The sequence below is a fragment of the Streptomyces sp. NPDC013317 genome (assembly GCF_055563155.1).
On sequence record NZ_JBVHDX010000009.1, the window covers coordinates 1 to 15,125 of the forward strand.

General features: G+C 71.0%; 28 protein-coding genes. 2 read left to right on the top strand and 26 right to left on the bottom strand.

The window, feature by feature from the left end:
* Positions 1–193: 193 nt before the first annotated feature.
* The 6 genes from ACZ3IJ_RS22630 to ACZ3IJ_RS22655 all read right to left on the bottom strand — a co-directional run bounded on the left by ACZ3IJ_RS22630 (position 194) and on the right by ACZ3IJ_RS22655 (position 3,719).
* Entirely contained in the window at positions 194–730 is a 537-nt protein-coding gene (locus ACZ3IJ_RS22630) for a DUF4352 domain-containing protein (RefSeq protein ID WP_467470842.1), read from the bottom strand.
* A gap of 276 nt (positions 731–1,006) precedes the next feature.
* Positions 1,007–1,216, bottom strand: coding sequence for a hypothetical protein (locus tag ACZ3IJ_RS22635; RefSeq protein ID WP_467470844.1), 210 nt, complete (start codon positions 1,214–1,216; stop codon positions 1,007–1,009).
* 250 nt (positions 1,217–1,466) lie between these two features.
* Entirely contained in the window at positions 1,467–2,066 is a 600-nt protein-coding gene (locus tag ACZ3IJ_RS22640) for a hypothetical protein (protein ID WP_467470846.1), read from the bottom strand.
* Entirely contained in the window at positions 2,063–2,572 is a 510-nt protein-coding gene (locus ACZ3IJ_RS22645) for a hypothetical protein (RefSeq protein WP_467470848.1), read from the bottom strand. The genes ACZ3IJ_RS22640 and ACZ3IJ_RS22645 overlap by 4 nt, the downstream gene beginning before the upstream one ends.
* Positions 2,572–3,438, bottom strand: coding sequence for a hypothetical protein (locus tag ACZ3IJ_RS22650; RefSeq protein WP_467470850.1), 867 nt, complete (start codon positions 3,436–3,438; stop codon positions 2,572–2,574). Before ACZ3IJ_RS22650 ends, ACZ3IJ_RS22645 begins: the two co-directional genes overlap by 1 nt.
* A complete protein-coding gene (locus ACZ3IJ_RS22655) occupies positions 3,438–3,719 on the bottom strand; it encodes a hypothetical protein (RefSeq protein WP_467470852.1) in 282 nt (93 codons plus the stop codon). The genes ACZ3IJ_RS22650 and ACZ3IJ_RS22655 overlap by 1 nt, the downstream gene beginning before the upstream one ends.
* A 155-nt stretch (positions 3,720–3,874) precedes the next feature.
* Between ACZ3IJ_RS22655 and ACZ3IJ_RS22660 the strand changes: the two genes are divergently transcribed.
* Together ACZ3IJ_RS22660 and ACZ3IJ_RS22665 are read left to right on the top strand one after the other, a co-directional pair.
* Complete coding sequence (locus tag ACZ3IJ_RS22660) at positions 3,875–4,180, top strand: sigma factor-like helix-turn-helix DNA-binding protein (protein ID WP_467470854.1); 306 nt, start codon at positions 3,875–3,877, stop codon at positions 4,178–4,180.
* Positions 4,181–4,272: 92 nt separating this feature from the next.
* The gene (locus ACZ3IJ_RS22665) at positions 4,273–4,497 is read left to right on the top strand and encodes a hypothetical protein (RefSeq protein ID WP_467470856.1); all 225 of its coding nucleotides are present in this window, start codon (positions 4,273–4,275) and stop codon (positions 4,495–4,497) included.
* On the opposite strand, the gene ACZ3IJ_RS22670 is transcribed toward ACZ3IJ_RS22665, so the two are convergent.
* The 20 genes from ACZ3IJ_RS22670 to ACZ3IJ_RS22765 all read right to left on the bottom strand — a co-directional run bounded on the left by ACZ3IJ_RS22670 (position 4,494) and on the right by ACZ3IJ_RS22765 (position 15,062).
* Complete coding sequence (locus ACZ3IJ_RS22670) at positions 4,494–4,772, bottom strand: hypothetical protein (RefSeq protein ID WP_467470858.1); 279 nt, start codon at positions 4,770–4,772, stop codon at positions 4,494–4,496. The genes ACZ3IJ_RS22665 and ACZ3IJ_RS22670 overlap by 4 nt on opposite strands.
* Positions 4,773–4,810: 38 nt before the next feature.
* Positions 4,811–5,440 carry a hypothetical protein gene (locus ACZ3IJ_RS22675; protein WP_467470860.1) on the bottom strand — a complete coding sequence of 210 codons (630 nt, stop codon included), beginning with the start codon at positions 5,438–5,440 and terminating at the stop codon, positions 4,811–4,813.
* A gap of 98 nt (positions 5,441–5,538) precedes the next feature.
* The gene (locus tag ACZ3IJ_RS22680; RefSeq protein ID WP_467470862.1) at positions 5,539–5,745 is read right to left on the bottom strand and encodes a hypothetical protein; all 207 of its coding nucleotides are present in this window, start codon (positions 5,743–5,745) and stop codon (positions 5,539–5,541) included.
* On the bottom strand, positions 5,742–6,077 hold the full coding sequence (locus ACZ3IJ_RS22685) for a hypothetical protein (protein WP_467470864.1): 336 nt from the start codon (positions 6,075–6,077) through the stop codon (positions 5,742–5,744). Before ACZ3IJ_RS22685 ends, ACZ3IJ_RS22680 begins: the two co-directional genes overlap by 4 nt.
* On the bottom strand, positions 6,074–6,292 hold the full coding sequence (locus tag ACZ3IJ_RS22690; protein ID WP_467470866.1) for a hypothetical protein: 219 nt from the start codon (positions 6,290–6,292) through the stop codon (positions 6,074–6,076). The genes ACZ3IJ_RS22685 and ACZ3IJ_RS22690 overlap by 4 nt, the downstream gene beginning before the upstream one ends.
* A 189-nt stretch (positions 6,293–6,481) precedes the next feature.
* Entirely contained in the window at positions 6,482–7,093 is a 612-nt protein-coding gene (locus ACZ3IJ_RS22695; RefSeq protein WP_467470868.1) for a hypothetical protein, read from the bottom strand.
* A gap of 71 nt (positions 7,094–7,164) precedes the next feature.
* Entirely contained in the window at positions 7,165–7,350 is a 186-nt protein-coding gene (locus ACZ3IJ_RS22700; RefSeq protein ID WP_467470870.1) for a hypothetical protein, read from the bottom strand.
* 42 nt (positions 7,351–7,392) lie between these two features.
* Positions 7,393–7,728: a hypothetical protein gene (locus ACZ3IJ_RS22705; RefSeq protein ID WP_467470872.1), complete on the bottom strand. Its 336-nt coding sequence runs from the start codon at positions 7,726–7,728 to the stop codon at positions 7,393–7,395.
* The gene (locus ACZ3IJ_RS22710) at positions 7,725–8,192 is read right to left on the bottom strand and encodes a hypothetical protein (protein WP_467470874.1); all 468 of its coding nucleotides are present in this window, start codon (positions 8,190–8,192) and stop codon (positions 7,725–7,727) included. The genes ACZ3IJ_RS22705 and ACZ3IJ_RS22710 overlap by 4 nt, the downstream gene beginning before the upstream one ends.
* A 55-nt stretch (positions 8,193–8,247) precedes the next feature.
* On the bottom strand, positions 8,248–8,403 hold the full coding sequence (locus ACZ3IJ_RS22715) for a hypothetical protein (RefSeq protein WP_467470875.1): 156 nt from the start codon (positions 8,401–8,403) through the stop codon (positions 8,248–8,250).
* Positions 8,404–8,417: 14 nt separating this feature from the next.
* Positions 8,418–10,184 (bottom strand): AAA family ATPase, encoded by a 1,767-nt coding sequence (locus tag ACZ3IJ_RS22720; protein ID WP_467470877.1) that lies wholly within the window; start codon positions 10,182–10,184, stop codon positions 8,418–8,420.
* Positions 10,185–10,192: 8 nt separating this feature from the next.
* A complete protein-coding gene (locus ACZ3IJ_RS22725; RefSeq protein ID WP_467470879.1) occupies positions 10,193–10,495 on the bottom strand; it encodes a hypothetical protein in 303 nt (100 codons plus the stop codon).
* Positions 10,495–10,818: a hypothetical protein gene (locus ACZ3IJ_RS22730; RefSeq protein WP_467470881.1), complete on the bottom strand. Its 324-nt coding sequence runs from the start codon at positions 10,816–10,818 to the stop codon at positions 10,495–10,497. The genes ACZ3IJ_RS22725 and ACZ3IJ_RS22730 overlap by 1 nt, the downstream gene beginning before the upstream one ends.
* Positions 10,815–11,063 (bottom strand): hypothetical protein, encoded by a 249-nt coding sequence (locus ACZ3IJ_RS22735; RefSeq protein ID WP_467470883.1) that lies wholly within the window; start codon positions 11,061–11,063, stop codon positions 10,815–10,817. Before ACZ3IJ_RS22735 ends, ACZ3IJ_RS22730 begins: the two co-directional genes overlap by 4 nt.
* Positions 11,060–11,656, bottom strand: a complete 597-nt coding sequence (locus tag ACZ3IJ_RS22740) for a WhiB family transcriptional regulator (protein ID WP_467470885.1) — start codon at positions 11,654–11,656, stop codon at positions 11,060–11,062. Before ACZ3IJ_RS22740 ends, ACZ3IJ_RS22735 begins: the two co-directional genes overlap by 4 nt.
* Positions 11,653–12,237 carry a hypothetical protein gene (locus ACZ3IJ_RS22745; protein WP_467470887.1) on the bottom strand — a complete coding sequence of 195 codons (585 nt, stop codon included), beginning with the start codon at positions 12,235–12,237 and terminating at the stop codon, positions 11,653–11,655. The genes ACZ3IJ_RS22740 and ACZ3IJ_RS22745 overlap by 4 nt, the downstream gene beginning before the upstream one ends.
* Positions 12,234–12,938: an exonuclease domain-containing protein gene (locus ACZ3IJ_RS22750; RefSeq protein WP_467470889.1), complete on the bottom strand. Its 705-nt coding sequence runs from the start codon at positions 12,936–12,938 to the stop codon at positions 12,234–12,236. Before ACZ3IJ_RS22750 ends, ACZ3IJ_RS22745 begins: the two co-directional genes overlap by 4 nt.
* Positions 12,935–13,807: a hypothetical protein gene (locus tag ACZ3IJ_RS22755; RefSeq protein ID WP_467470891.1), complete on the bottom strand. Its 873-nt coding sequence runs from the start codon at positions 13,805–13,807 to the stop codon at positions 12,935–12,937. The genes ACZ3IJ_RS22750 and ACZ3IJ_RS22755 overlap by 4 nt, the downstream gene beginning before the upstream one ends.
* Positions 13,804–14,697 (bottom strand): PD-(D/E)XK nuclease-like domain-containing protein, encoded by an 894-nt coding sequence (locus tag ACZ3IJ_RS22760; protein ID WP_467470893.1) that lies wholly within the window; start codon positions 14,695–14,697, stop codon positions 13,804–13,806. Before ACZ3IJ_RS22760 ends, ACZ3IJ_RS22755 begins: the two co-directional genes overlap by 4 nt.
* Positions 14,694–15,062: a hypothetical protein gene (locus tag ACZ3IJ_RS22765; RefSeq protein WP_467470895.1), complete on the bottom strand. Its 369-nt coding sequence runs from the start codon at positions 15,060–15,062 to the stop codon at positions 14,694–14,696. The genes ACZ3IJ_RS22760 and ACZ3IJ_RS22765 overlap by 4 nt, the downstream gene beginning before the upstream one ends.
* Positions 15,063–15,125: the final 63 nt, after the last annotated feature.

Genomic DNA, 15,125 nt, shown 5'->3' on the forward strand with positions numbered 1-15,125 from the left:
GTCGATGTTCTGTGGGCCATGCTGCGCGACAAACGCACCTTCACCCACTCCACGCCGATGCCCCTACCGCTTGACACCGGTTATTGAGATGCCCCACCGTTGGGTGGGGCCTGCGTCTGCTGTTTCCGGGCACCCCGGAGACGCCCCCATGATGGGGCACGGCCCCTGGTTTTGCAACTAGGTGCAGAACCGGTCAGGACACGTCGCCACGCACGCCTTCGCCGAACAGGCCCTCGGAGTACGTCACGTAGGCCGGGGTGAACTTTCCCTTCCCCGTGATGATGCCGGTGGCCTTCTCGCCCTTCGCGAGCTTCATCAGGTCCATCTGATTGTCGTCGGCCGCGAGCTCGGCGTGATGCTTCACGCCCTCGGTGTCGGTGATCGTGAAGTACAGCGGGTTGGTGCTGATCTGCTTGTCGCTGTTGTTGGTGAGCGTCACGGAGACGCTCGTGTAGTCCCCGCCGTCGTGCAGGACGCTCGGCGTGAACTTGGCCTTCTTCGCGGACACCGTCACTGGCGCCTCTTCCGCCGGCTCTTCGGCAGGGGCCTGAGTCTTCCTTGCCGGGGCGGCCTTGCTCGGCTGCGCAGCGGGCGCCTCGGCGGTGGGCGTCGTCTTGCCGCCAGCCTTGTCGTCGCTGGCGGTCTCAGGGTCGCCGACGAGGAGACCGACGATGATCAGGAACGCGAACAGGCCGCCAACAGTGATGCCGACGATGGCCCACGGGTTCATGCCCTTCTTCGGGGGCGGGGGTCCGTAGGGGCCGTAGGGCTGTCCGGGCTGCTGTGGGTGTCCCCAGGCGGGGGTCTGGCCGGGGTGTTGGGGCGGGTAGGGCTGCTGGCCGGGCGGCGGCTGGTTGTTCACGGCGGTCCCCTCGCTGGTGGTCCTGGTGTGGAGGTGGCGTGAACGTACCGTGCGTGCGGGGGATATGGAGGGGGATCTGCCGGATCGGGACACGAAAGAGCCCCGCCACGACGGGGGAACGTGGCGGGGCAGTCAGGGTGCCGACTACAGCCGACCGGTACCGCCGTAGCGGGGGGAGCGGCTCATCTGTTCCAGCGACTCGACGAACGGTCGCATTGCTTCCTCCGCAGCCTTCAGGGCGAGCGCTGCCTGCTCGGCGAGCTGCCGACGCCACGGCGGAAGTTCTGGGTGCTGGGTGTGGCGGGCGAGTTGTCGTGTCGCGCGCTCGACGGACGGGTACGGGCGATGGCTCATGCTGACTACCTTCCCAACGTGATGGCTGCGGCAGCCGCGAGGGTGAGCGCCATCGCGGCCCCGAACGCGTAGGCGGCCATCTCGAAGTTCGCGTACAGCCAGCGGAACGCAGCTTTCATGGTCTCCATCATCCCTTCTTCGGAGGCGGCGGGGGAGGTGTCTGCGCCTTCGCGGCGGCCTTGCTGGCCTCGTTCCGGTCGCGGAGTTCGCCGATGGACATGGTGGTCTTGAACTTGCCCACGAGGGCCTCCTACTTGGTGATCGCGTGGTGTCGGTGGGCGTCGGCGGGGTCGTGGACGAGCGCCCCGCCCTGGCCGATGGCCTCTACACGGAACCCCTTCTCGCAGTCCTGCTCGGGCGTGTTGTTGGCGTTGGCGTTGGCGCCTGACCTGCACAAACAACCGTCGGAAGGGGTGCCGCTCTCGCGGGGGATGTCGTCCTGGTGGACGCCTGGCCCGTTCCCGCCCGGGGTGCGCACGCCCGCGCGGACGGGGATGCCGGCCTCGTCGAGGAGGGCGCGGACAGCCTTCGTGTCGGCCACCCCTGCGGCCTCGCGAAGGCGGGTAAGGAGGACGTTCCCGCCGTCCTGGCCGAGTTCCTGGAGCATGGCCACGATGTCGACCGGCTGCTCCTCGCCCACCTCGTCAACGTCCGCCCGGCGGCGCCCGGCCGCCCACGTGCGGGCCCGCTGCACCCCAGCCAGGGCGAGCGCCCCGGCCACGGTGTAGCCCAGCTCAGGGAAGGCGTAGACGGCACCTCCGCCGACGGCCGCTCCGATGGTGAGCACGCAGCCCCCGGCCAGCTTGCTCGGCTGCTCCTCCGCCTCAACGGCCTGCGCCTCGACGGTCATCCGACCCACCCGAACACGAGCTGGCCAGCAGAGTTGGTGGCCTGCGCGAGCGGGACAGCGGCGAACCCTGCGATGCCGCTGGACGTGCCAAGGGATAGGCCGCACCACGAGCCGAGCTTGAGGTCCGTGCCCGCGCGGGTGGCCTTGACCGCGGCGACGAACGCCACGGTGAGGATGAGGACCAGGCCTGCCCCGTCGTCGGTGAGTGGCAGGTAGTTGCCGCGGGAGGAGACGCCGGCGGTGCCGCCGACGCCCCAGACGAGGGCGACGTCGCCGAGCCAGTTGGTGGCCCAGAGGGCGGTGTCGAAGGCCCAGCCGATGAGGCCGCCGACGGCGAGGATGCCGAGGGCGCCGTAGGCCCATCCTGCGAGGAAGGGGAGTAGGCGGCCGAGGTGTTCGACGGGGCGCGTCTGGAGTGCCTTGGTGCCGGGCCACCAGAACTTGATGAGGTACCAGGCGAGGACTGCGAGGCCGACGACGATCGCGCCGCGGGTTGCCCAGATCATCAGTTGTGCCCCCCGGTCATGGTGCGCCGGGCCTTGCGGACGGCGGCGGCTACGGACGGCTCGTGGGCGTCGGGACGGAGAGCGAGGACCGCTCGGGTGGCGATCGCGTTGTCGGGCGTGATCGCTACCTGCTCGCGGGCGAGATCGGCGATGCTCGGATGCTCGCGATCCGTGATCGGGCTGGTCGGGCCCGGTTCGGGGCGTCCCGAGGCGGTCGGCTGCTCGGGGGTGCTCGTGAGCGTGATCGGGGGTTGCTCGGGCGCGATCGGGGCGATCGCGATCCGGCTGTTCCGCTCGATCGCTGCTCGCTTCTCCAGCCGCTGGAGGCCGATCTGGAAGTCGGCTTCGTCGCGGGCGAGCGTGATGCGGGCCTCGGTGTGGATGCGGGCGATCTCGGCGTCGGCCTCGCGGTCGAGCTGGTCGAGCTGCGCGTGGTGGAGCCGGGCCTTGTACTCGCTCTGGCGGATGACGTCGTTGATCTCGTCCTCCTGCTCGGCGGTGAGCGCCGCCGGGTCGCGGAGGACGAGGAGTGCGATGGTGCCGACGGTCTTCCCGACGAGGACGACGAACGGGCCTGCGATGGCCTGCGCCCAGCTGCGCTCGTCGATGCCGTGGAGGGCGAGGAGGACGCCGACACCGACGGCAATGGCCCATCCGGCGACGGTGACGGGTGTGCCGCCGCGGCGCTTGTGCTCGGCCCACATGACGGAGAGCCATCCGATGTCGCCGGCGAGGGCGACGGAGAGGCCGAAGCGTCCGGAGTTCATGAGGTCGGTGATGGCGTAGCCGGACCAGACGAGGGAGAGGGCGGCGAGGGTGTAGGCGCCGTACAGAATCGGGGGCTGGCGGAGCTTGGGGGTGCGCATCAGGCACCCCAGGAGGCGCGGTCGAGGATCAGGCTGTATTCGCCGCGGCTGACGGCCCAGGTGACGTGCGGCATGCGCATGAGCAGGGCGTGCTCGCGGGTGTGGTCGCCGCCGGCGTGCTCGCGGGCGAGGGTGAGGCGGTCGGCCGGGGTGAACTCGGCGACGGGGCGCACGGTCTTGAGGCCGTGCGCCATGGCGCGGAGTGCGGTGCGGATGGGGCAGCCAGCGTGGACGCGTCGGAGGGCTTCGTCCTGCTGGGGCGGGTGGGTACGCTCGGGCATGTCTGGCTCCGGGTTCGTCGGGGCTGGACACGCCCCCGGCCGGGCTCTGACACACCGACCGGGGGCGCTTTCGCATCAGCAGCGTGGACTGCTTGTCGCCAATGTATGGGCGCCCATACACTCGGCGCAAGCGGCTCGTCCGAGAAGGGGACGGAATGGCCGAGGAACCGATCGAAGAGGAGGCGCAGCGCGTGTTCGAGGCTCTCGATGGCGTCGAAGCGATGCCGGACCCGCTGGAGCGGGCGCGCGTGATCGGGCGCCTTCTCAAGGATCAGGCCGAGCGGAACAAGCGGTTCACGGAGTACCGGCGTCAGGTGGTGCTGGAACTGCGGGCGCAGGAGCCGCCCATGCCCTACCGGAAGATCGCGGCCGAGCTGGGGGTGTCTCTCGGCACGGTGCAGGACATCGAGCGGGGCGCGGCCAAGTGGTCGTCACGACCGAAGGCAGCGCCAGCTGAATAGTCGCAAGCGCAAGGGTCCCCGTCCGGGCGAATCCGGCGGGGGCTTTGTGCTGTCCGGATGCGTCCGGGCCTGTCCGGGCGCACGGTGGGGGGATGAGCGAGGAGCAGCCGCGTGTGATCGTCTACCCGCCCGACGAGGATGGGAGCCGGCGGGTGCGTGTCGACGGGGAGATCCTCGGCCGTGCGACGTCGCTCACGGACATCATCGAGTTCCTGCGCCGCGCGGGGTGGCTTGACGCGGACGAGTGGCCGCCGATCGAGTGGCGTGGCGGCGGCCCGGAGCACTGGTCCTCCGAACCGCCGGACGGCAGCTCCTAGTCGTCGTTGGCCGCGTCCTCCAGCATCTTGTTCCTGTCGAAACGGCCGTTTTCGTCGGTCCAGCCGAGGCGCTCCATGGCGGCTGAGCCCACGACGGTCGTGTAGTCCTCGTCCTTCAGCGGCTCGCACTCCTTCGGCTTGCCCGTCTCGCCCTCGGGCCGCTCGACCAGGACTTTCCGGCACTCGCGTACGGACTCGTCGTAAGACAGCCCGGAGCAGGCGGTGCCGACGGCGAGTAGCAGCGCGGTGCAGGCCAGGATGTGACGGTGGCGCATGGTTCCCTCCCTGATGAGGCGCCCCAGTGTGCCCGGGTTCAGGCCGCGATGACTCCGTTTTCGGACCAATGGGCGCCGCACTGCCCGCAGTACGCCACGGGCTGGTCGCCGGCGCCGCCCATCAGAGTGATCCGGCCGCCGCACTGGCACGGGTGCTCCGCGGCCAGCTCGTGGCTACGGCTGGCGAGGTCGAGAGCCTGCTCAATCCGTGCGAGCGCTCCGGTGGCAACGTGCCCCAGGTGCCGCTGCTGCGCCTCCGTGAGAGCACGCCCGGGCCAGAACATTCCGTCCGCCCGCGCGGACAGCCACAGGGCCGTCCAGGCCGCGCCCGGGGGCCGTCCGGTGAACTGCCAGCGGTGCGGGTGGGAGGTGCGCACGTCGTGCTGGTTCGCGGAGGCGATCTGGGTGGCGGTCTCGTGGAGCGCGGCCTCCACGGCGTGCATGGTGTCGTGCACGGCGAGGTTGATGGGGACGGGCCGGGTGCCGAGCTGTTCGGGGGAGCGCTCCAGGGCGCGAAGGGCGGCGGCCTCGACGATGTCGTACTGCTCCAGGGCGGCCAGGTAGCCGCGGAGTTCGACGGGGGGCCAGGAGTGCTGTGTGGGTGTGGCGAGGGCGTCGTCGAGTGCGGGCCAGAGTTGGGCGATGGTGCGGAGGGTGGTGGCGGTCATGGTGCGCTCCGTGGTGTGCGTGCGGGCGGTACGGTGATCGCACCGTGTGGGGCGTGCTGGCCTGGGGAGGTCTGTGGCACGCCCCATCGCTGTTTCGGTCAGGTGGTCGGCTCGCGGACGACGTTCCCGTCCTCGTCGATCAGCCCAGCGGCCTGGAGCGCCTCGTACAGGGCGCGGAAGTTCTCGGCTGCGGCCTGCACGGCGGGGAGCAGCGCGACGGCCATCTGCTGGACGGTGGCGGCGAACTGGGCGGTTGAGCGGGCGAGCGCCTCGCGCTGTTCGTCGGTGGGCGGGGTGACGTTCATGTCTGCTGCTCCTGCTGCTCGTCGAGGGCGGCGAGGCGGATCGCGCCAGGCTGGATGTCGCCAGGGCCGATCTCTCCGAGACGTCCGTTGAGGAGCGAGATGAGATCCATGCGGAGTTCGAAGTTGTCGCGCTTCAGTTCTTGCTGGAGGCGGCTCTGCTTGAGGATGCGGGCCCAGTGCTGCGCTGCTTTCTTCTCCGCCTGCTCGGCGCGGGCGCAGTGGTGTGCGAGGCCTTCGCGGAGCCGCCCGGCTTCCTCGGCGGTGAGGCCGCCGTGGCGTTCTGCCCTGTCGGCGAGGTTGAGCAGCTGCTCGGCGGGCGTGGGGTCGGTCATCGGGTGCTCCCCGTCGTGCGGGTCGGCTCGCTCGCGTCGAGGAGCGCGAGGGCGTGGTGGAGGAGGGCCCGGCAGAGGGCGCGCTCGCGGGGGTCCTCGACGGACCCGCGGTCGACGTTCTCGACGCGGAAGACGCCGTTCACGTCGCTGCTGCCGATGTAGAGCAGCGTGGGTCCGCTGTTGGGCTCGACGTTGATGCTGGTGGGCTGGGTCATCGGGTGCTCCTGGGGTGGTGTTGCCAGTGGCCGCAGGGGAGGCCGGCGAGGGTGACGGTGAGGGCGACGAACGCGAGGACGGCGATCATCGGGGGCCTTGGCGGGGCTTCTTGAGGACGTAGCCGATGCGGGCGATCAGGCCGGTGATGGCGAACGGTGCGCAGGCGAGGGCGGCCCATGCCCAGCCGCTCACGGGGTGCGCCCGTTGGCGAGGCGGTAGAGGCGCTCCTGCGCGGCTTCGTCCTCGTCGTCGAAGTCGTCGGGCTGGCAGGCCATGCGGTCGGAGGCGAGGTCGAGGGCGAAGCGGAGGAACTGGCGGTCGGCCTCGGTGGGCTCCGGAATCCAGCGCCGCACCTCGGCCTGAGCGGTGATCGGCGGCTGCGCTTCGGCTTCGGCCGGCGGTGTGGCGTCCTGCCCCCCGACGGCGGGGGTGGACTTGACCCACGATGCGCCGCCAACCGACTTCCCGTACATGATGAACGCTCCACCGTGCCGTCCGCCGTGGCCGGGGGATCGAGTGCACAGCGTCTCGGAGTAGTCGGGGTGAGGCAGTCCACAGTTGGACGGCGTCTCGGCGGCGGGTTGTCCGGCGGCCTGGCGGGCGGCGTCCCTGATCCCGGCGATCACCTCCTCCACGCGGTCCAGCGGGACGTACACGACGGGCACGTCGTCGCCGTCGGGGTGTTCGGTGAGGAGGGCGACCACGGGCACGGTGCCGTGGTGGGTGCTGGCCTGGACGGCGGCGACGCTGAGGCGGGCGGCGGTCTCGTCGCGGTACTCGAAGGTGGTCTGGTCGGTCATGGTCTCTCCTGGCTGGGTAGGGTCGGGGTGACGCCCGCCCCGAATTCACCTCGGGGCGGGCGGTCGCGTGCTCAGGCGGACGGCTTGGCAGGCGGCCAGGTACCGGCGGCGATCTGGTCGTGGCGGGTGGCGAGCAGGCCGCGGAGAACGGACGCCTTGCGGTCGTACCGGTCACGGGTGGCTTCGGCCTCGGCGATGGCACGCTCAATGGCCTCGGGTGCGGCGTCGGTCATGAAGTGGGGTGCGATGTACGTCATGTGGTGCTCCTTCGGGTTCGGGTGGGGCGGGCCGGCAGACGGCTACGAGGCGAGGTCGAGCGCGGCCTGCACCGACTGCTCTGCCACAGGCGGCTCGGGTTGAACGGCTTCGAGTGGCGCCGGATCCCACTCGATGTGCGCGTCGGCCCAGTTCCGTTCACGCATCTCGTCGAACGACAGGGCAGACACCCACTCCTGGCCGGCAGCGGTCATGCTGAGTCGGCCGTCGGGGTGGAGGGTGCAGTCCTGGGTGCGGTCGTTGCGGTGGACGCGGAACGAGCGCGGCTGCTCGGGCAGGATGACCGGGGCGTGCACGACCGGGGCATCGTCGGGGGTCTCAGCAGCAGTGCGGCAGCGGAGGCAGGTGCAGACGCTCACGCCACCCTCCCCGTGAAGTCACCGATGGGCGCCTGGTTCGCGGGCAACTTCAGCCGCTTGCGGATGGTCCACACGCCGGTGTCACCGACATCGAGGCGCTCGGCGATCTGCCGGTCGGAGAGGCCTTGCCGATGCAGTATGCGGACAGCGTCCTCCCGTTCGGCCTGGGTCATTCGGCCGTGGGAGCGGTCACCTTGCACGGCTCGGAGTACGACGATCTCGTCGGCGTCAGCGCGTCCGTTCCAGTGGGGGTCGCCGTGGGCGCGAACCCGGGCGTAGTGCATGGAGCACCAGCCCTTGGCGTTGTGCGGCCGGTTGCATTCGGGGACGCGGCATCCGGTGGTGTGGTGGCGTCCGGCGAGGGGGTGGCCGTGCTTGCGCCAGCGGCGGTAGTGGGCGTCGCACCAGGTGCGGGCAACGTGCGGTCGTTGGCAGTCGGTGATGGAGCAGAGCAGTAGGCGCACGGGTCTCTCCGCCTCCTGTGTGTGTGGTGGTGGAACCGGATCAGCGGTCAGGCGGTCAGTCGTCGGCGATGAGGAGGGTGGCGAGGCCGAGCCAGGTGAGGACTGCGGCGATGGCGGCGACGATGGCGGCGAGTTGGGTGTCGTCGGTGAGGCCGTAGGTGGTGCCTCCGGAGATGGCTCCGAGGGCGAGGCCGAGCAGGAACAGGGGCATGTGGGTCTCCTGGGTCAGGCGGCGTCGTGCTTGAGGCAGGTGTCGTATCCGCGTTCAAGGCGGTAGCCGTGGAGGGGGTCGTTGCAGACGGTGCAGCGGGGGGTGTTGGAGGGGTTTTCTTCTCCCTCGCTCCCCGCACCTCCCCCCTCCCTAGAGGGGGAGCGGGGGGAGGGAGGTTTTGTTGGGCCATCCCCCGGGGCTCCCCCCGTTTGTGGGGGGATGTTTGACCTGGGGTTTTGCTCGAACTCCCCCGGGGTCCCCCCGGAAATGGGGGGAGTTTCCGTTTCAAGATCGCGGGGGAGGTCCGGGGGGAGGTCAATTCGGGCATTCCGGGGGTCGTCGAACGTGTTCCGTGTCTTGCGGAAACGGACGGCCTCTTCGATCTTCGACTTCCGCATCTGGACACCCGCGTCGGCGCACCACTTGATGACGCGGGGGCTGCCCCAGGAGAGTGGGATGTCGGCCTTGTCGAGGACCGTGACCAGCCACTCGGGGGTGCCGAGCGCCGGGCCGCGGGACGCGGTGTCGAGGCTGTGGAGGACGACGGAGGTGACGGGCCGGCCGTCGGGCTTGTGCTCGCCGTCGAGGGTGATGACCTTCAGTCCGAACTGGAGGTCGGCGCCTTCCTCGTCGTCCTTCTGCTTGCCGACCTTCATCGTGACGATGATGTTGGAGGCGTTGTCGCCCTTCTTCGAGACGTGCATCTCGGACTGGAGGGCGCCCTTGGCGGCGGATGCTCCTCGGCCGTGTTCGCCGATGTGGCCGGTGTGGTGGATGACGAGGACGCAGGCTTCGGTGGCGCGGCGAAGGTCGTCCATGCGCTCGACGACGATGCCGAGTTCGGTGTTGGAGTTCTCCTCGACGCCGACGGACACGCGGGCCTGGGTGTCGATGACGATCATCGCGGGCTGGAGGCGGCGCATGGCCTCGATGAGGGTGTCCCACTCGGGCCCGCGGGCCTGAACGGGCCGGGGGAGGAAGAGGACGTTGTCCATCTTCAGGCCGTGGTGCTTCTCCCATGCGCGGACGCGCTTGCGGATGCCGCGGGCGCCTTCGGCGACGAGGTAGACGACGGTGCCCTGCTTGACGTGGTGGCCGTGCCAGTCGGTGCCGGTGCCGACGTGGGCGGCGATGTCGATGACGACGAAGGACTTCATGTGCCCGGACGGGCCGATGATCCGGGCGAGGGTGTCGCGGTGGAGGAGGTCGCCGACGAGGGGTTCCAGCGTGGGCATGTTGTCGAGGCTGGAGGCGTCGAGGAGTTCGGCGAGGAGCGCGTCTGCCGGGTCGCCGGAGCGGCCGGCGGCGCGTTCCTTCTGCCGCTTGAGGTACTCGTCGATGAAGGTGACGGACACGCCGGGTTCGGCGTCGGGGGCGGTGGCGGCCTGGACGATGCGGCGGCCGAGGTCGGCCTCGTCGCGCAGGGCGGCGCGGGCGTGGACCTGGTCGGCGTAGTACAGCGGGTCGCCGCTGATGTACTGGGACAGGCCGGTGACGTAGCCGTAGCCTCCGGCGCGCTGGGTGTCCTTGCGCTTCTCCAGGGCGAGGAGGACGGCGGCCGGGGCGGTGGGCTCGCCTGCCTTGTACAGGTCGACGAGGACGTCCCAGATGAGCTCGTGGGACGGCTGGGAGAAGTCGCTCCGCTGGAAGCCGGCCGCGTGGAGGCGGTCGATGTGGCGGGCGTTGCTCATGCAGTCGCCGAGGATGTACCGCTCGGCGTCGAGGTGTTCGGGGCCGAGCGGATCCGCCTCGCGCGGGTTCATGTGGCGGACGTTCTCCACGGGCTCTCCTAGAACAGGGTGGTGGGCTCGGCGGGTGGGCAGCGGTGTTCGGCGAGATGTGGGTGGCCGCAGTCGGGCGGGTGGGGCGGTGTCGCCCAGCGGAGGCGGGGCGGGGAGTGCGGTCCGGCCTGGAAGCGGCACCAGATCAGCCGGTTGGGTTCACGTGCGGCGGTCTGCTGCTCGGGCGTGAGCGGCGTCAGGTCGACGGTGGCTTTCAGGGCCGCGGTCTGGCCGACCCACTGGGTGAGGACGGGGGCCGCGCAGGACGGGCACCGGGAGTCGGCGGCGCCCGTCCCGCGCGGCCGGCTCATCAGGCCGCGTCGATCTCGTCGAGGGTTCCGGCGTCGGTGCGCCGCTGGTACATCTCCCGCTGCATGCCGCGGAGACGGCCGTCGGTGACCGCGTCGGCGGCGACTTCGATCTGCGTGATGCGGACCTTCACGGAGGGGTTCTTGTCCTCCTCGGGGCCGGGCTCGGTGCGCTCGGTGTGAGACAGCTCGACGACGGCCATCCACCGGCCGGCGCGCTGCTTGAACATCTGGTCGGCGAAGGGCTCCAGGGCCTCGGCGACGTCGGTGAGAACCTTCGAGTCGACCTTGACGTCGGCGTCGATACGGATCGGGGTGGCGCTCATGCTGCTGTCCTTCCGGTGGCGGCCGCCGGGCAGGTGGCCTGGTGGGTGGTGCGGATGTGGGCGACGAACGCCTTGACGGCGTCGGGGCCGGTGACGATTTCGGACTGGTAGTTGCAGGCGGCGCATTCGAAGCGGGCGCGGGGTTGGCGGGTCCAGCGGATCTGTCCGGCGCGGTCGCCGTGGCGGATCTCGCGGCCTTCGCCGCAGTCGATGAACAGCGCGCTGGTGACCCGCTGGACGGTCATGCCGCTGTGGCCATGTGGTCGCGCTGCCAGCGCATTCGGCTGTCGGACAGGTGCTCCGCCGCCATGCAGTACGGCTGGCCGCACGACGTGCGGACCGGGCCTTCCGGGCGTCGGCCGTAGCCGACCTCGAACGCGATCTGTCCGGGGGTGAGGACGCGGCCGACGATGGTGTACGAGGACTTCTTGCCGCGCCACCAGACGTGGCCGTCGTCGCCGGGCTCGGTGCGGGCGAGGTAGGCATCGACGATGGGGTCGCGGGCGTCCTTGGCCCACACGGCCCGAATGTCCTCGGCGAGTTCCGCGTCGGTGTACTGGTCCCGGGCGGCGCGCCGGTTGAGGCTGCGGCGCTGGTCGGCGTCGAGGCCGCCGAAGATGCCGTCGTCGAGGCGCTGTTCGAGGGCCATGCGGGCGCACTGCATGGCGACGGGGCACTCGCGGCAGACGGCCTTGGCGTCGGCGGCCTGCTCGCGATCCGAGTTGGTGGTGATGCCCTTGGGGAACCACCAGTCGGGTCGGCGGGTGGACCGGCGGCAGTCGGCCTGGTGACGCCAGTCGGGGGTGCGGGGCAGGTCCAGGCCGTAGGCGCTGCTCATCGGGCCACCGCCGGGACCTGCTCGGGCCACTGCACCTTCGCCAGCGCCGCGGCGGACCGCTCGGGGACCTCGGCCAGGCGGTAGCCGAGCCAGTCCATGCCGGCCGCCATCGCGACGTAGGCGTCGGCCTCGTCGTACCGTGCGGCGCCCTCGGTGTGCACGCCGTACCGGTCTGCGACCGCCGAACGGATCTCGCCCTTCGCGGCCTTGCCGTAGCCGGTGGCGTACAGCTTCAGCGACGACGGCGCGATAACCGCGTAGGGGACCTGGCGGCGCCAGCACCACACCCGAACGAGGCAGCGGAGCCCGGCCATGTCCTCGTGCCCGGCCAGCGCGGCGTGGCCGTAGCTGGGGCCTTCCATGACAACGAGGTCGGCCTGCTTAATGAAGTCGCCGATGGTGCCGGCGAGGTAGTTCAGCCGGTAGTCGCCGCGGGTCTTGGTGCGGATGTGGTCGGTCCAGCCCTCGCCCGCGATGCCGGTGGAGGTGAGGGAGAGGTCGAGGCCGATCACGAGGGGGCGGTGGATACCCGCGGCCGGGCGGGTGGTCAGCCCGGCCGCGGGGGTCTCGATGAGCGTCACAGGACGGCTCCGTTCTGGTGGTGCGGGATGAGGGGCCACTCGGGCGGGCAGTAGGCGGCCGGGTCGCTCTTGCGCAGGTATTCCTGGAGCGAGGCGGCCTGCTCGGCCGCCCATCCGACCTGCGCGGTGTGGAGCTCGGTGAGGGACATGGCGGCCAGGCGCGGTGTGCGGGCGCCCTGCCGCCAGGCGACGCGGCACGCGGCGATGGCGTCGGCGTCGGCGGTGTGGGCCTCGCCGATCGGGACCTCGTAGTGCGCGCACAGGTCGGTCAGGCGCCGCTTACCCTTGCGGTCGCGGTCGATCTGCTTGTCGATGACGAACGGGTCGACCACGGGCCCGGTGGGCAGCGGGGCGAGTCCGTAGCGGGCGGCCTCGCGGTCGAGCATCGTGAGGTCGAAGCGGGCGTTCATTGCCACCACGGGGACGCCGCTGGCGATGACCTGGCCAAGGGCGGCGAGAAGCTCGGCGACGACCTCCGGCGCGGGGCGGCCCTTTGCGCGGGCGACGTCGGTGGTGATGCCGTGGACCTTGGCGGCCTCGTCGGGGATCTCGATCCCGGGGTCGGCGAGCCAGTTCGCGGAGACCGTGGGCTGTCCGCTGCCGCACTGGACGACGCAGGCGGTGACGATGCGGTCCGTGTCGACGTCGACACCGGTGGTCTCCAGGTCGAAGCCACACATGCGGCCGAGGTGCCAGCTCATGCGCGGGCCCCCGATCCGGGCTGCGCGGCCGCCGGCCACTCCGTCGAACCGCTCGCCGCGGGCGTGGCGGCCTGCTGCGCGATCTCCTCGACGGTCACCCGCTGCGGCGGGAACTCCTCGTCGACGGACACCTCGCCGCGCTGGATCGACTGGAACGCCACGAGCAGCTGCGCGACGTCGTGCTCCGTCCACTTCCCCGACGGGCGGCCGAACTTGGTCTCGATGCGGTCCTGGGTGACGCCGATGCCTTCGAACGCGCGGATCGCGTCGGCGATGCGCTGGGGGAGCGGCTTCCCTCCGCCGTCCTGGAGGGTTTTCGAGCAGAGCTGCTTGGCCTCCTCGACGAACCACGGCGGGAGGATCGCGAAGATGGCCTCACGGACGCGGCGGGCGCCGTTGTTGGCGTTGTTCTCGTAGATGTCCCGCATGTCGGTGAGCTGCTTCGGGCCGCCCTTCTGGTCCCGCTTGTGCGGGACGATGAAGGTTGAGGAGTTGCGGGAGTTCTTCTCCACGTCCCAGGCGAACGCCTGCATCTCGGACTGCCCGAACTCGTCGTCGCGGCGCATCTCGACCAGGCCGTACTGGATGTTGCCCCAGCAGCGGGCGAGCTCCCGGGCGAGGTGCACGGACGGACCGGTGATGTTCCCGCCGCCGCGGGAGTACCGGAAGAACGCCCGCTCGGCGAGGAACGGCTGCCTGCACGACTGCCGCATCTCTTCGATCGCGGCGTTGATGTTCCGCGGGCACTGCTGCGCCACGACGATCGCGGCCTGGACCTCGGCGACCGCGCGGGACTGCTCAACGGCGGTGCCCTGCCCGACCCGCGCCGGAGCGGCGGCCGGCGTCATACGCTCGATGGGCTGGTTCACAGGTACTCCTCGGTGTCGCGGATTTCGGCCCACGGGGGCAGGGAGAGGTAGGCGATTTCGTCGCTGTAGCCGGGCCAGTGACCGGTGCTGGCGCACTCGGCGTAGGTCTCCAGGGCCCGGCGGTTGCGGGCGGCGCCGATGCGGCGGGCGACGGCGTCCATTTCGACGACGGTCACCAGGTACGGGGCGGTCTTCTCCTGGCATACGAAGACGAACGCGGCCGTCTCGTCGGCCAGACCGAGGGCCTTCGCGCCGGAGCGGTACCAGTCGTCTTGCTGGTGGTAGCCGAACTCCTCGACGGAGCGGGCCAGGGCCTTCGGTTCGGCGGACCGGCAGGTTTTGTAGTCGGGGATGATCAACCGCCCTGCGCGGGTGTCAGGCAGCCAGTCGAGACGGGCCCGCCGCATGACGCCAGTAGGGCCGTCACGCCAGACGAGGGTCTGCTCGGGGCGGCCGCGGGCCGGGTCGAACAGGCGGGAAGCCACGGGGTGGCGGCGCAGGGCGTCGGCCATGTCGTGGACCATCTGGTAGTCGTCCGGCTTCAGCGGGACCCCGCCGACGGCGCGGACTGCGGCCACCTCGTCCTTGACCGCTTTCGCCCGCCACTCGGTGGCGTCGATGCGGACGAGGTCGGGTCCTTCGCCGAGGACGAGCTTGTGGGCGGCGGTGCCGACGTCGAAGGTCTGCTTCGGGGCCTGGGGGTTGTCCTGGGCGTGCCGGAACAGGGCGGGGCAGGACGGGGGGAGGAGGAGCCGGGCGCCGCTGGAGGAGAGCGAGCCGCCCGGGATGGGGTCGGCGTGGTACTCCTCGGCGGTGATGTCGTAGACGCCGGGCTCGGTGATGAGGCCGGCGGCCGGGGCCGAAGCCCCAGCCAGCGCGGTGTCGGTCACGACGCCCTCCGGTCCTGCTGGCCCGGGACGCGGATCGCCAGGACCCGCAGCACCCGCGCCACCTCCAGCAGCCGGTCACGCCCGTACAGCGGCACCCGGTACGACGACCGCTCGGCCAGCGCGTCGACCAACTCCTCGTACGGCAGCCGTCCCCGCTCCCGGTCGAGGGCGACGCTCTCCGGCGTCGCGTCGGCAAGCTCGTGGAGGCGGTCCCAGAGGGCGGTGTCGGCCGGGTCGAGGAGCGCGGTGAGGACGTCGTCGACGATCTGGCGGCGGAGGCCGTCCATTTCCAGGCGGGCGCCGCCGGGGATGGGCGCGATGTGGAACGGGGTGGGGCCGTCGATGGGGGTGAGGTCAGCGGGCATCGGTGCCTCCGAGGAGCAGTTCGAGGAGCCAGAAGGAGAGGACGGCGAGGCAGAGGGCGATCA